Raw genomic sequence first — 15645 nt, 5'->3', positions numbered from 1 at the left:
TTTATTTGTGTGCTTTTTGCTTGTATGGATACCAAATCGTCATTGCGAGGAGCGAAGCGACGTGACAATCCAGAAAAAATAATAAAAAAAATTCTGTAAATCAGAATTTTTTACTAGATTGCTTCGTCGAATTACTACGTAATTCTTCTCGCAATGACGGAAAACCGAACCACGCAACAATATCTGCTTGCAAGGTGTTGTTGCATGGATCAGTTTCCCTTTGTCATCCCGTGGCTTGACCACGGGATTCAGTAATTAAAAAATACAAATAGAACAAAAACTGTCTGGTATTATAGGCTTGACCACGTTGTCCAGAAATATAACTTAAAATGTAGTAATTTTAGTATTTTAAGCTGGATACCGCGATCAAGTCGCGGTATGACAACTAAAAATCGATCTCATTCAAACAACACCATGCCTTGCAAGAATAGCATAAAGCGTCATCCTATCTTGGATTTTTCTTTGTAAAACGTTACGTTCATTTGATGTATTGCTTCAAAGCCTAAATAAATTTTAATACGTTCTAGAATAATATCTTGATAATAAGGTAATTCTGCTGCCGTAGCATTATCTTCTGCTTGTATAAATAGCGTATTAATCTTTTGTTTTTTATAAGTATAGGTGGTGATTTTTAAAGGTAATGCTTTAGTGCTGAAATTAAACCCGACTATTTTATTCCAGTTAATCATGATTTCAGGCAGCAATGGATGTTGTTTGGCAAATATACGTCTAACTATTTTATCGATATCCTCTTTAATTAGCTTCATTTTAATAAACTCTGCACTGTTAAAGTTATGACGGCTATTGCAAGCATTATAGATATTACGGGAAAATATAAAGATGTAACCGATATAATCATTAAAAATATATTACAAACTGTTATAACCGATACTACTTGTTTATGAGACTTACCTTTTTGTACTGCTTTTTGAAAAAAATGCTTTAGATGAGGCTGCCAAATTTTTTCTTTATTGAGTAGCCGAATTAATATGGTTAGCACTGCATCAGTGATGTAATATAAGCTAGCAATAGCACAAGCTACAAATAAATTAGTGCTTGTAAGAGCAAGCAAGAGTAAGCAAAGGCCCGTTAAGAATCCAAGACTAATACTTCCCACATCTCCTAAAAATATTTTTGCCGGATGCCAATTAAATATTAAAAAACCACAAGAACAACCAAGAATAATTACATTTACGCTAGCTATAAAATACGGATTATCAATAGCAGGAAATTGTAAGAAACATAATATAAGCATGGTGCTAGATAGATGGATAGATTCCACACAACTCATACCGTCTATACCGTCCATAAAATTATATATATTAATAAAACCGCTTAAAGCTATAACTAAAATAGAATATATTAGTATATGAATGGAATTTACCTGCGAAAAAAGAAAAATAGCAAAAGCTGCACAAATTAAGTGGAATATTAAACGAATTAGAATAGGTACGGTTTTTAAGTCATCTAAAAAGGAAATCGAGGCAATTACCAATAATAACGGTAATATTTTTATTGAATTAGCAAGGTTATTGCTCGTTATATATTCAAACCCGCTCAAAGCAATCATTACGACAATTACAATAGCAAGACCGCCGCCGCGCGGTGTTATCTTATCGTGAGAGCGACGACTACTAGGTACATCAACTAAACCGATTGCAGGAAGATATTTAGTTAATATATATGTTAATATAGCGGTCGCTATAAAAGAAAAAATAAATAGTAGACTTCCTGCATAACTTGCTTCTAAAGGTAATTTGTACGTCAATCCGGTACTCGTATCCTCACGTACTAAAGTGTACGCTGCGGCGGCAAGTGCTTCCGTGTTTCCTGCAAATTCCTCTTTATTAGCTGCGTTATGCAGGAAGTCTAATGTGCTATAGCTATTTATATTCATAGTAACATATTAGATTTAAAACTATAATATTTGTTATTACTTATAATGACATGATCATGTACCATAATATTTACGGTTTGGCATGTCTCTACTATCTTATTTGTCATATGAATGTCGGCTTTTGAAGGTTCAGGGCTACCGCTTGGATGATTATGCACAAGTATAAGGCTGCTTGCTTCATTAAATAAAGCTCGTTTAATTATCTTACGTGGATATACTGCAGCTTGGTCTATAGTTCCTTGACTTAAAACCTCATCGGCAATTAAAATATTTTTCTTATTCAAAAATAATATACGAAATTGCTCTAGTCGCATATTACCCATATTAACTTTTAAATAATCAATCAAAGAACTCCAAGAAGCAATGATATTTTTATTTATTATTTTTTGTTTCAATACTCTATTATCAACTCACGTATTAAAGCAAAATTGATATATAAATTTTCATTGGTACCTTTAATACTAAGTAGCCTTTCCTTATCAAGGTTAATTAAATCCGTAATATCAAAATGATCAAGTAATTTTTTAGCAAGAGGTTTTACGTCTTTACGAGGGATAGCCGAAAATAACATTACTTCAAGTAATTCGTAATCGGAAAAATGTTCTGCTCCAGCAGCGACGAAGCGTTCTTTTACTCTTTTACGGTGACCTATATAATGAGGCGTATCTATTTCATCATTAGACATCTTCCCAAACTTCGCTTCTAGAGGTAATTTAGACGTCGAACCGGTACTCGCATCCTCACGTACTAGCGTGTATGCTGCGGTGCTGTGTCTCCTTTAAATTTCTCTCTATAAGCTGGTTTAGAAAGATGTCTATTACTAAATTCTATCAAATTATTTTCTAACATTCTTTATGTTTACTCAAATTATAAATAAGTAAAATGTTGCTGATGTCATCCCCGTGGAGGCGGGGAGTTGTTGCATGGATACCCGAACCGTCATTGCGAGGAGCGAAGCGACGTGGCAATCCAGAAAAATAATTAAAAAAATTCTGATTTACAGAATTTTTTACTGGATTGCTTCGTCAAATTACTTCGTAATTTTTCTCGCAATGACGGAAAAACAAAACCATACAACAAAATTAATTTTTATCCTATAGTTTAGTATGGAGGATAATCAAGTTTTTTAGGTGATAACGTAAATATTTCAAAACCGTCTTTAGTCACGCCTATAGTATGTTCAAATTGAGCTGATAATGATTTATCACGTGTAGTAACCGTCCATCCATCTAGTTTACTTAATATAGTGTCATAATTACCGGCATTTATCATAGGTTCAACGGTGAAAAACATCCCTTCTTCTAACGTTAGACCCGTGCCGCTGCGACCGTAATTTAATATTGACGGCTCGTCATGAAAAACTCTTCCGATACCGTGACCCGTATAATCTCTAACCACAGAATAATTATGTTTCTCGGCATAGCTTTGAATCGCATGTCCGATATCACCGAGTTTAGCACCGGGTCTAACTACTTCAATCCCTTTCATCATTGCATCATAAGTTACTTGAATAAGACGCTTTGGCTTAATTGCTACGTCACCGACATAATACATACGGCTAGTATCACCGTACCAACCGTCTAAAATTACTGTAACATCAATATTTACTATATCACCGTTTTTTAACGGTTTATCGTTTGGAATGCCATGACAAACCACATGATTTATAGAAGTACAAATCGATTTCGGAAAGCCTTTATAATTTAACGGTGCAGGAATGGCATTATGAGAAGTAATAAAATTATGACAAAGGCCATTTAAACTATTAGTAGTGACGTTCGGTTTTACGTAATCAGTAATAAAATCGAGCGTCTCTGCAGCTAATTTTCCAGCTAGCCGCATCTTTATGAAATCTTTTTCCGTGTGGATTTTTATGGTCATGAATTTTGGTTACCTTTCCCTCAAGTAAAAAAATATATTTTTCATAATACAAAATGGTTCTTTTAATGTAAATAACTTATCCTATTATTGAGAAGTGTTGCTATGTTACTTGATTTAGGTTTTGGATATTATATAATTGTTATTTAACATAATGGGTGTAGTTAGGTTATTATTTGCTCTTTCTGTTGTAGCTGCACATTCAAATTCTCATCCATTTCTTAAATTTGTAGGTTCAGAAATCGCAGTACAATCTTTTTTCATGATTTCCGGCTTTTATATGGCTATGATTCAGAGCAATTATACAAGTAAAATAAAATTTTGGAAAAGTAGATATTTAAGGCTTTATCCTACTTATATCTTTTGTATTTTAGTTACTTTCTTCTTGCAGCAAAAATTTTCTTTTTTAAGTCAATTGTATAATCTTCCATTACCTAACAATGTTATTTCAAGATGTAACAATGTTTATTGGAATTAATAATAATACAGTACATTTTACAAAATACTTTATTGACTCTACCCCTCCTCTTTATCAATTTTTATTGATACCTCCTGGTTGGTCAATTGGGTTAGAAATTTCTTTTTATTTAATAGCACCTTGGATTCTAAAAAAGAAAAATATCTATAATTTGTATATCTTTAATTACTAGAATTATTCTTCAACTTAACGGATTTATAGGAGATCCTTGGTCTTATAGATTCTTTCCTTCTGAACTTGCAGTTTTCTTAATCGGTAGTCAAGTATTTTATATTTATACCAATCAAGAAATAAACGAAAAAAAGTCTTGGCTTAGTCAATTACTCTATTTATATATTATATTAATAATTATTACTTTTCCGTTTATCCCAATAGAGCCTCAATTAAAAAAATTACTTTTTTATTGTTTATTTACTCTATCTTTAGGAAAAATATTTGACTTAACCAAAGATAATAAGTTAGACAAATTAATTGCTTTACTCTCTTACCCAATATATTTATATTGTTGTCATTTAATTGTCTTGTATAATATATTACCTGCTATCTCATATTGGGCTGATAATGGGACATTTCTTAATACGTTGGTTACTTTTATAACAGTAATAATTATTTCTTTTTTAATTTATTTCTTTATTGAAAAGCCTATAGAATATTATAGAAAAAGATATAAAACTCATAATTTAGCTTAATATTTAAAACTATGCTATATTACATAAATAAAATTCTTTCAAATAATAAAGTACAAGCTGTTATCTTAGGGATAATCGGGTTTGCTATTGTTACTGTTCTCACGTCATATAATATAGACGATCCGTCTTTTAACTCGGTTACAACAGAGTATCCTAGTAATTTAGTCGGAATTCCTGGCTCTTATTTATCAGACTTTTTATATCAATTTTTTGGGTTGGCTGCTTTTATTATACCGCTTGCTTGCTTTGTTTGGGGTAGAAATTGTTGGTATGGAAGATATCGCGGCTCATTTATCCGTATATTTGTAATGTTGCTTGCTCTCATTAGCAGTAGCACATTATTATCTAAGATTAAGCTAGAATTCATACCTGCAAATGCAGGCGGAGCTGTTGGAATAATAGCTTCTAATTTTTTTGAGCGATTTACAAATCAACTATACTTATTATTAATATTTTTTACATTTATTATATTAGTTGTTTTACTTGAAATTAAATTTACTTCTTTAAGTAATTTTATTATTAAGCTAGGTAAATTTTTAATCTATCGGGTACAATCTTTTTTACATAATATATTTTCACAATTGTCTTCGGTAAGATTATTCTCTACTAACAATAATGATAAGATAAATATAATTTCTTCTTACCAAAAACCTGTAAGTGAAAAAGTAAAATTCACTGAAGAAGCAAAACCTGTACCTGCAAATCCTATAAAATTCTTTAGTAAGCCGGTTAGCCCTAAAATATCTCAAAGCGAAATAGCAGAATTGCCGCCTATTTCGTTATTACGTGATCCTGAAAACCATCATGTAAAAGGGGCTTCTTCCTCAGAGCTTAAGCAAAAAGCCGAGGAGCTATTAACCGTGCTGAATGATTTTGGAGTTAAAGGGCATATAATTAATATCAATCAAGGACCTGTTGTAACTCAATATGAATTTGAGCCGGCAGCAGGTACGAAAACATCAAGGGTAGTAGGATTATCCGACGATATAGCACGCTCGCTTTCGGCTCTATCGACAAGGATAGCAGTCATACCCGGTAAAAATGTGCTTGGCATTGAGCTTCCTAATAAGCAGCGTGAATTCTTTTGTTTGAAAGAGCTTATAGAGACTCCCGAGTACCAAGACAAATCAACTTTATTGCCGTTAGTCTTGGGTAAAGATTTAGCAGGTAAGCCGCTGATTGCCGATCTTGCTAAAATGCCTCATTTATTAGTAGCAGGAACCACCGGCTCAGGTAAATCGGTCGGTATTAATGCGATGATTGTGTCGCTCTTATACCGTTATACTCCCGAAGAGTGCCGCTTTATCATGATTGACCCGAAAATGCTTGAATTATCGGCTTATGATGGAATACCGCATTTGCTAACTCCCGTGGTAACTGAGCCTTCTAAAGCGGTAGTTGCTCTTAAATGGGCAGTTAAGGAAATGGAAAATCGCTATAGAATGATGAGTAATATCGGCGTTAAGAATATTGCAGGTTATAATACAAAAATCTTAGAAGCGGTTAAAGAGAATAGAGTAATTGAGCGTTCGATTCAAACGGGTTTTGACCCTGAAACAGGTAAACCTATTTACGAAACCGTTACGATGAATATGGAAAAGCTACCTTACATAGTGGTTATTGTCGATGAGATGGCTGATTTAATGCTAGTTGCCGGTAAAGATATCGAGATGCTGATTCAAAGGCTTGCTCAGATGGCAAGAGCGGCAGGCATTCATATTATTATGGCGACACAAAGACCATCTGTAGACGTTATTACCGGTGTCATTAAAGCCAATTTCCCAAGTCGTATTAGCTTTAAAGTTACCTCTAAAATCGATAGCCGAACGATTTTAGGCGAGCAAGGTTCTGAGCAGTTACTCGGTATGGGTGATATGTTATTTATGGGTAATGCTTCAAAGATAAGTAGGGTACACGGACCGTTTGTTAATGAAGCCGAAATCGAGAAAATTACGGAATATTTGAAAGAGACCGGTACGCCTGAATATATCTCAGCCGTTACCGAGCAGCCTGAAGAAGACGATAGTAGCATTGATATCGGTGACGGTACATCTGATGAAGTGCTTTACAAAAAAGCTGTGCAGATAGTGCGTGACGAACGTAAATCCTCCATTAGCTATATCCAAAGGTCGCTTAGAATCGGCTATAACAAAGCTGCCAACTTAGTTGAGAAAATGGAGAAAGAGGGAATAGTCTCACCACCGAATCATACAGGTAAAAGAGAGATATTACTGCCTGAGAGGTAAATGTTATTCTCGTATTCTTAATGTCATTCCCGCTTCCGCAGGAATGACATCGGTATCCACGCAACAATGCCGCCGTAGGCTGCGTGGCAATCTCGTCAAATATCCTGAGATTGCGTACGTACAAAACTTACAGTTTTTCCTCGCAATGACGGCTCGGCTTACATTTTTCATTGACATTATTATTAATATATTTTAATAATTGCCGCCGCAATATATTAAATAATGGAAATAATTCAATGGCTACTCTAACTTTCTTTAAACCACTTATTCATACTGTAAAAAATATCTTAAACCTTCTCATAATTATTATATAGAACCGGCAAAACCCCACCTGCACTGGAAGTTAATTCTAACAGCGATATAATATCTTGGCGTCCAAAAGCAGCTTTCAAACTTCAAACGTTAGTAAAAGCTTTAATAGATAAAGGAATAGATATTAATAATTTATATTTTGAGGGTCAAACTCCTCTACATTTAGCTATCAAAGTAAAAGATTTAGAAACAGTAAAATTCTTAGTTCAGGCAGGAGGTAAGATTGCTCCTAACAAAGGTAATTGGTCGGCTATTCATGTAGGTATTAAAGTCGGAAATTTAGAGATTGTAGAATATTTATATGAGAATACGGAATTTGGAAGATATGATGAATATGGTTGGTCTCTACTACATTGGGCAGCAGCTAGCGGAAATACACAAATAGTACAATTTTTCCTTGATAAAGATCATAATCCTAATGTTATTACCGATAACCATAAAACACCTCTAGAGTTAGCTGTAGAATCGAAGAACATTTCATCAGTAAAAGCATTAATTAGCAAAGGTGCTAAATTTGATATTAAAAGCGAACTCGGCTATAAGATTTTTGAACTTGCTATTGATTCTGAAGATATGAAATTAATAAAGTATCTAGTAAATCATACGTTAGTCGGTAAAAACACGGGTCAGCAAACACTTTTAGAAAAAGTAGCTCAAATTTATGATAAGAACATAAATATCTCAAAACTAGTAAAAGTTTTGATTAAAGATAATGCAGGATTTGATAAAGCTTTAGGACAAAAGCTTTTACAAAAAGCAATATATGCTGATGATTTGGAGTTAGTAGAAACTTTATATAGTAGGGGTGCTGATGCCCAGTATAAAGACCAATTAGGACGTAGCGGCTTGCATCATGCTATAAAAGCTAATTGCGGTGAAGAATTAATACAGTTTTTAATTGAACATACTACAGATATTAATTATCGTGATAAATCAGGCTTAAATCCTCTAGGCTTAGCAAAGAGTAATAATTGTACCGTAGCTACAAAATTATTACTCGAAGCAGGTGCTTATGAAGGTTATATGTATGATGATGTTATTAAGGTGTTAGGAGAATACGGATACTAAATAGTCATTGTGAGCGGGCGTTGCCTGCGTGGATACCTGAAGGTCGTCATTGCGAGGAGCGGAGCGACGCGGCAATCTAGAAAAATAATAAAAAAATTCTGATTTACAGATTTTTTAACTGGATTGCTTCGTCGAATTACTACGTAATTCTTCTCGCAATGACGGAAAACCGATCTATGCAACAAAGCTACCGCCCCTGCAGAATGCAAATGCCACATATTCATACTAAATTTAAAATATTGTATATAATTATAATAGACATATTTAAAAAATTGTATTAAAATTGTAACAATTCCTAATTCCTAAGTTATTTAATTTTTATTAAGGTTACATATTTATGGCGAATATTTCTCCAAAATTATTTCAAAAAGCAATTCAAAAAGGTCTTAAGACCGCTTTATTCACCACCTCAACCGCAGCGATAATGCTGAGTAGTAGCGGGGCACTCGGTGTCGCTTCAGGTGTTATTTCTGTTAATGATGCAGCATTTAATGATCTTGCTGCTGCCAATAATTGGAATGAGATAACGGCTGGAGGAGCAGCTAATGATAATCCTGCTAACGGTCCTCAAGACAATTGGGCATTTACTTACGGTGGTGATCATACTATCACTGCAAATGTAGCTGCTCGTATTATTACGGCTATAAATGTTGCAGGCACTAATCCCGGAGGTCTAAATGTTACTCAAAATACCAGCGTCGGTTCTATTGTTACAGGCGGTAACTCGTTACCTGTTACTATCGCTGACGGCAAAAGCTTAACTTTAACCGGTACTGAGTCAGTTGCTGCAAATCATGGTTTTGATGCTACTGCTGATAATTATACAGGTTTAGGAGCTATTACCCTAGGCGGTGCCACTGCAGGCTTAACTATACAATCTGCTGCTCCGAATTTAATAGTTCCTGCCGGGGCTATAGACGGTGATGACGATGATCATGGTGAAATAACTGTTAATACTCAAACAAGTTTTACCGGAGCAATCGGTGGAACCAAAACTTTGCATGCCGTAACGTTTAATAACGGTAATGCAGGCGGAATGAGTACAGCAAGAGCAATAAGTGCAACAACAGTAACGATAGGAGAGGATGCAGGTAATGTTGCGTCAGTGGTACAAACCGGACTAATAACTGGAGCTGTGAATTTTGCAGCTGATGGTACGTTAACAGCAAATAACGGAATTACCGGAGCAGTAACTACGGCTAATAATAATACCGGTACACTTGTAGTTGGAGCAGGTAATGTAACTGGAGCGATAGGAACAAATGNATTTGAAGGTCAGAGTAACGTAACAACAATTGATGCAACAACAGTAACCATTAATGCAGAGGCAAATGTAACGGCAGCAGGAGCAATCACAGCAGCAGTAAATTTTGCAGCTGATGGTACGTTAACAGCAAATAACGGAATTACCGGAGCAGTAACTACGGCTAATAATAATACCGGTACACTTGTAGTTGGAGCAGGTAATGTAACTGGAGCGATAGGAACAAATGGCGGTAATATATTAGAAGTAGTACAATTTGAAGGTCAGAGTAACGTAACAACAATTGATGCAACAACAGTAACCATTAATGCAGAGGCAAATGTAACGGCAGCAGGAGCAATCACAGCAGCAGTAAATTTTGCAGCTGATGGTACGTTAACAGCAAATAACGGAATTACCGGAGCAGTAACTACGGCTAATAATAATACCGGTACACTTGTAGTTGGAGCAGGTAATGTAACTGGAGCGGTAGGTACAAATGCAGCATCTCTAAAAGTTCTGAATGCTAAAGTTGATAATGGTGCTGTGGACCTTGTGTTTGGTAGTGATATTTATGCACAAACCGTAAATTTTGATGATATTGCCGGCGGTGGAGCAGTCGGTACGATACAAGTCGGCGGTAATTTAGTAGCTACAAATGTAAATTTCGGTGGGAATGCAGCCGGTGGTACGTTAGAGTTTAACGGTCCTCTTGACGGTGGTGGTAACGTAATTCATTACCAGTTTAAAGGAGCTATAGTAAACGGTAATAATGCTATACTTAATGTTAATACCGGCTCTCTTACGGCATATCATCCAACTATAGGAACGGTTGCAAGAATCAATATTGGAGCTAACAACCTTTTTACAATAGATGCAAGTGCTGGTGACGTTACTATATTAGACGGTCAAGCAATTGCTTTTGGAAATGCAGGTTCTGTTTTAGCTCTTTCTAACTTAACCGGAGTCGGAGTAAAAAATGTATTATTAGCAGCTGATTTAGCGGCACCGGGTGCCAATGAAGGTGGATTAATCTTTAACGGTGGGGCTAATGGACTGAATATCGGAAGTAATGCAGCAGGTACCGCTAGAAAGATGGGTGATAGAGGCGGCGATAAATTTAACTCTTTATTAATTAAGGATGTGGTTACAATAACCGACGATGTAAATTTAGGCGGTATCCACAACGTTATTGTTAACAATAATGCAGATTTTACTAGTAATACGGCAGTTAATGCTGATGCTATACAAATAAACGATGGTATTTATAGAGTTGATGCAAGCGGCGGTGATGTGATTGTACCGGCAGCAAATATTGAATTTGCACATGCAAATGCTCAGCTAGTATTACAAAATAGTTCAAATGCAGATGACCGTACGATCACGTTAATTGCAGATATAAACCCTAATAATGACGATGAGGGTATAGTAACCTTAAATTCCGTAAACGCAGGGAAAAAATTAACGATAGCCGGAGGCGTTACACTCGGTAGAGTTCATAGATTACAAGCTATAAAATTTCAAGGAGTAGGAGATTTCGGTACAGCAGGTATCACTTTCAATACGGCAAATATAGAACTTGATACTACAGGTGCGACAGAGCTTGGGGCTACTCTGGGGAATGTAATATTAATTAATAATAATGTTCAGTTAACTCAAACCGGTAATATTGGCGGTTTCTTAGATTTTAATGCAACAAACGGTACGGTAACATTAAATAACGGTGTAAATATTGCGGGAGCGGTCCAAAATACCGGCGGTACTAATACCGGTACGTTAATAGCTTTAGGTGCAAGTAATCTTGGTAGTGTTAACGGCCTCACAATGTTAAAAGTTGGTGCCGGGGCTGTAAGCATAACCCAAGGCGGTAATACTAGCATCACTGAAATCCAAGGTAATGGTACAGCACTCTTAACATTACCTGCAAACTTTAACTTAACAGGCAGCATAAATAAAACCGGTGGTCAGGCTCTGAAGTTAAACTTCACAAATGGCGGTAGTGTTAGCGGTGTTGTAGGGACTGCGGCTAATTCGGTTGGTGATATAACAACGGCAGGCACAACAAACTTTGCAAGCAGTGTTAATGCGAAAGGTGCGGCGACGCTCGGCGGTACTACAAGTTTTGCCGATACATTTACTAACACCGGTGCAGTTACTTTAGCTAAAGCTTCTATCACTAATTTTGCTAAAAATGTAACGGCTACCAGCTTTGCAGCTAACAATGCTACTATTAATTTCGGTAATAGCCTAGCCTTTAATAGTAATATAACAGGTAGCGGTACTACACTTACTTTAGGTGCAAGCCAAGTAACATATACCGGCACCGGTAGCTTTACCGATACGCTAACCTTAAATACTACTTTTGACGGAGCAGCTAAGTCAGGAGGTAATATACTAATTAAATCATGTAGTACTCTTGATTTATCAGGGGTTTCAACTTTAGCACTTGTTGTTACTGCTACTAATTTCGACATTAATAATATAAGTCCAGATACAAAATATACGGTAATATCTGCAGAAGCGGCAGGTGGATTAAAGCCTACTCCCGCAGGTAATGTTAAAGTAACCGTTAATAATGACAACCGCTTTGTCAACTTTACTTTTGATGAATCAACTTTAACGTTATTTGCGAAAGATGTATCTCAAGAAGTTATAGATAACGACTTCAAACCGGGCGGACCGCTTGCAAATATCCCAAATGCTGCAAACATAAAGAAATCGCTTGAGTTAATGGAGCAAGCACCAATCGGTTCAGATGCACGTTTAGTTTTCGGTAACTGGGGTAAACTGACTCCAATCCAAGAAGCAGATGCTGTAACTCACCTCATGCAAGACGTTGTAAAACCTAGCGATACTATAGCTGCTATTAATAATCAAGTTATACTAAGTAATATCTCAAGTAGCTTAATTAATCTAAATGCTAGAATGGATGTAATACAGCCGGCTGTCGTAGCTGCCGGTGATAAGGACAGAGATGCTAAGTTTGGTGCGTGGATAAGCCCATTTGTCGGTAATGCAACGCAGAAGATGCGTAACAATATAAGCGGTTATAAGTCTGATACAACCGGTGGCACTATAGGTTTTGACGGCTTAGTTAACGATGATTTAGCACTCGGGCTTGCATATACAAGAACCGATACCGATATTAAGCTGAAAAATAATAAGACGGGCTATAAGAATAAGGTAGAGAGTAACATCTATTCCGTATACGGTTTATATAATGTACCTTATGAAAATCTCTTCGTTGAAGCTATAGCATCTTACTCGGATAATAGGATAAAAAGCAAATCAAGACGTGTTATTGCAACGGCACTAGAGACTGTCGGCTATCAAACCGCAAGCGGTAAGTATAAATCTGAAAGCTATACAGGTCAGTTAATGGCTGGTTATACCTATATGATGCCTGAAAATATTAACCTAACACCGCTAGCTGGGCTTAGATATTCGGTTATCAAAGATAAGGGTTATAAAGAAACCGGTACTACTAACCAAAACCTTACAGTTAAAGGCAAGAACTATAACACTTTCGATGGTTTACTCGGTGCTAAAGTATCAAGTAATATCAATGTAGGTGAAGTAGTGCTAACTCCTGAGCTTTATGCAATGGTTGATTATGCATTCAAGAATAAAGTTCCGGCGATTGATGCAAGATTACAAGGTATGACTGCTCCTTTCCCAACCAACAGCTTTAAGCAAAGCAAAACAAGCTTTGATGTCGGTGTTGGTGTTACTGCTAAGCATAAAATGATGGAATACGGTATTAACTACGATACCAATATTGGAAGTAAGTATTTCGCTCAGCAAGGTAGTGTAAAAGTTCGTGTAAACTTCTAATGAGCTTGATACTCGTCATTGCGAGGAGCGAAGCGACGCGGCAATCTCGTCAAACATCCTGAGATTGCCACGTCAAGGCTTCGCCTTTCCTCGCAATGACAGGAAAACTGAACCATACAGAAATGACATCGAACATCTACAAAAATAATAAAAAAGCCTATATAGTTTGACTATATAGGCTTTTTTGCTTTATAATGTAGTCTTGAGCGTTGTCATTGCGAGCAGGTATTGGTGCGTGGACCGGTTTTCCGCTGTCATCCCGCGACTTGATCGCGGGATCCAGCTTGAAATACTAATAATATTAGTATTTCAAATTGTTTTTATGGATCCCGTGGTCAAGCCACGGGATGACACAGAGGTGAAATTGAACCACGCGGGCAATGCCCGCTCGCAATGACGATAAAATTTAAATAAAAAATTATGTTAGATAATATTAGAAAAACTGCCGATAGTTTTATAATGCGGGTTTTATTCGCAATGATAGCTTTTGCTTTTGTCGGCTTTGGTATTAAAGATGTATTAAACGGAAGAAGAAGCGGTGATATTGTTACTTTTTCTCATGTGAAAAATATCTCCCAAGAAGATTTTTTGAGAGCAAAATCTTTAGAAATTAATGCTATAAGTAAGCAAACGGGAACAAGTTTAACGGATGAAGAAATAGCACAGTTAAATATTGATAACCGAATCCTAAAAAGGCTTGTTTACGATAATGTCTTAGATTATTTAGTTAGCTATTACGACTTAGATCTAAGTGATGATACAGTTAAAATTTTAGTCAAAGAATCACCGGTTTTTAAAAATGAGCAAGGTGTTTTCGATATAAAAATTTTTAAAACTTATTTTAGAAATTCTTATATGGATGAAGAAAAATATTTATTAAACTTCAAAGAAAAAGCTCTAAAAAATATTTTTGTCGGTACTTTTGTAGAAAGTTTCTATGTTCCTAAAGCTATGACTGACAATATAGTAGATTATATGGCTGAAAAAAGAGAAGTAGAATTAATACAAATAGATTTACAAAATAAACCAAAAGATTTACAAATCTCTACCCCTACCGACCAGCAATTAAAGGTTTTTTACCAAGATAATAAAACCTCGTTTGAAGTACCTGAGAAACGCAGCTTTTCTTATATTAAAGCTAATATTAAGGATTTAAAAGTCTCAGTTACTCAAGATGAGTTGTTAGAGTTTTATAATGAAAATAAAGATGAATTCGGTGATCAAAGTTTTGAAGCAGTACAGAAACAATTACATGATTTATTAAAGGCTCAAAAAATCGATATACTTAATAGGGAGTTTGCTAAAAAGCTGGAAGATGAGACGGCAGCCGGTTCTAGCTTAGTTGAAATTGCCGAAAAATATAAGCTACCGATACAAAACGTTAACTATATAAGTTATGCAGAGCTTATTGAAGATAAAATAATTGCCGAAAATGTTGATAGTATTTTTGAGCTTTCGGAAGGAGAATTATCTTATCCTATAGAAGCAGAAGATAAAAGCTATCTTATATTGGTAGAATTAAAATCGATTCAGCCGGCAAAAATACCTGAATTTGGTGCTATTAAAGAGCAGGTAAATAAAGCTTGGATAAAGCGGAATATTGCAGATGTAAACTTAAAAATTATCAAGGATTTAGCAAAAGAGTATAATTCAGATCAAGAGAATATAAAAGAGCTTAAAGCTACCGGAATAAAAATAAGCAAAAAAAGCTATATTAGATCCGAAATGGAAAATGATCTAACCCTAACTCCTGAAATATTATTATCAATTTTTAATACTAAAATAGGAAGTAATACACCTATATTCCAAGTAGGTGATGAAGTATATTTTGCACATATTAAATCTAGAAGTATCGATGAATTAACGGCTAAAAATATTCATATCAATTCAGAAAAAAATATAATATATAATATTAAAAATTCTATAATTGACGAGCTAATTAACTACACAATTATTCAGAATGATATGCAGGTAAAAGCTAATTTTAGTAAGTAGGGAAA

At 35.4% G+C, this 15645-nt stretch carries 11 protein-coding genes and 3 pseudogenes; 6 read left to right on the top strand and 8 right to left on the bottom strand.

Translation table 11 applies throughout. From position 1 onward, the window contains the following. Positions 1-440: 440 nt before the first annotated feature. From BN1174_RS03440 to map, 6 genes and pseudogenes are all read right to left on the bottom strand, one after another. Positions 441-767, bottom strand: coding sequence for a DciA family protein (locus BN1174_RS03440; RefSeq protein WP_040256515.1), 327 nt, complete (start codon positions 765-767; stop codon positions 441-443). After that, positions 764-1897 (bottom strand): palindromic element RPE1 domain-containing protein, encoded by a 1134-nt coding sequence (locus BN1174_RS03435; RefSeq protein WP_082022278.1) that lies wholly within the window; start codon positions 1895-1897, stop codon positions 764-766. Before BN1174_RS03435 ends, BN1174_RS03440 begins: the two co-directional genes overlap by 4 nt. Further along, positions 1884-2292, bottom strand: a pseudogene (locus BN1174_RS03430) (JAB domain-containing protein). The gene BN1174_RS03435 and the pseudogene BN1174_RS03430 overlap by 14 nt, the downstream one beginning before the upstream one ends. Continuing rightward, the gene (locus BN1174_RS03425; RefSeq protein WP_040256512.1) at positions 2289-2582 is read right to left on the bottom strand and encodes a UPF0758 domain-containing protein; all 294 of its coding nucleotides are present in this window, start codon (positions 2580-2582) and stop codon (positions 2289-2291) included. Before BN1174_RS03425 ends, BN1174_RS03430 begins: the two are co-directional and overlap by 4 nt. Next, positions 2577-2746, bottom strand: a pseudogene (locus tag BN1174_RS10740) (palindromic element RPE1 domain-containing protein); the annotation flags it as partial. The pseudogene BN1174_RS10740 and the gene BN1174_RS03425, both read right to left, overlap by 6 nt. Before the next feature lie 252 nt (positions 2747-2998). Further along, complete coding sequence (map, locus tag BN1174_RS03420; protein ID WP_040256509.1) at positions 2999-3778, bottom strand: type I methionyl aminopeptidase; 780 nt, start codon at positions 3776-3778, stop codon at positions 2999-3001. Positions 3779-3914: 136 nt separating this feature from the next. On the opposite strand from map, the gene BN1174_RS11630 reads away from it, so the two are divergent. Next, entirely contained in the window at positions 3915-4253 is a 339-nt protein-coding gene (locus BN1174_RS11630; RefSeq protein ID WP_231555780.1) for an acyltransferase family protein, read from the top strand. A gap of 700 nt (positions 4254-4953) precedes the next feature. Continuing rightward, a complete protein-coding gene (locus tag BN1174_RS03410) occupies positions 4954-7188 on the top strand; it encodes a DNA translocase FtsK (protein WP_040256507.1) in 2235 nt (744 codons plus the stop codon). Positions 7189-7191: 3 nt separating this feature from the next. Here the strand turns inward: BN1174_RS03410 and BN1174_RS09835 are convergent, their stop codons facing one another. Continuing rightward, positions 7192-7359, bottom strand: a complete 168-nt coding sequence (locus BN1174_RS09835) for a hypothetical protein (RefSeq protein ID WP_156138467.1) — start codon at positions 7357-7359, stop codon at positions 7192-7194. A 165-nt stretch (positions 7360-7524) separates the two neighbouring features. Here BN1174_RS09835 and BN1174_RS11625 point away from each other — a divergent pair. After that, positions 7525-8013, top strand: a pseudogene (locus tag BN1174_RS11625) (ankyrin repeat domain-containing protein); the annotation flags it as partial. A 60-nt stretch (positions 8014-8073) separates the two neighbouring features. Then, positions 8074-8568: an ankyrin repeat domain-containing protein gene (locus BN1174_RS11620; protein WP_231555779.1), complete on the top strand. Its 495-nt coding sequence runs from the start codon at positions 8074-8076 to the stop codon at positions 8566-8568. On the opposite strand, the gene BN1174_RS09830 is transcribed toward BN1174_RS11620, so the two are convergent. After that, positions 8565-8792, bottom strand: a complete 228-nt coding sequence (locus tag BN1174_RS09830; protein ID WP_156138465.1) for a hypothetical protein — start codon at positions 8790-8792, stop codon at positions 8565-8567. The two genes, BN1174_RS11620 and BN1174_RS09830, sit on opposite strands and share 4 nt — an antisense overlap. A 113-nt stretch (positions 8793-8905) precedes the next feature. Between BN1174_RS09830 and BN1174_RS03400 the strand changes: the two genes are divergently transcribed. Further along, complete coding sequence (locus BN1174_RS03400) at positions 8906-13645, top strand: autotransporter outer membrane beta-barrel domain-containing protein (RefSeq protein WP_040256505.1); 4740 nt, start codon at positions 8906-8908, stop codon at positions 13643-13645. Positions 13646-14065: 420 nt separating this feature from the next. Beyond that, positions 14066-15640 (top strand): SurA N-terminal domain-containing protein, encoded by a 1575-nt coding sequence (locus tag BN1174_RS03395; RefSeq protein WP_040256503.1) that lies wholly within the window; start codon positions 14066-14068, stop codon positions 15638-15640. The last annotated feature ends 5 nt before the right edge of the window (positions 15641-15645 follow it).

It is taken from the genome of Rickettsia hoogstraalii (genome assembly GCF_000825685.1).
Taxonomy (GTDB): Bacteria; Pseudomonadota; Alphaproteobacteria; order Rickettsiales; family Rickettsiaceae; genus Rickettsia; species Rickettsia hoogstraalii.
The sequence above is the reverse complement of the archived record's forward strand: the minus strand, read 5'-3'. Positions and strand labels throughout refer to the sequence as shown.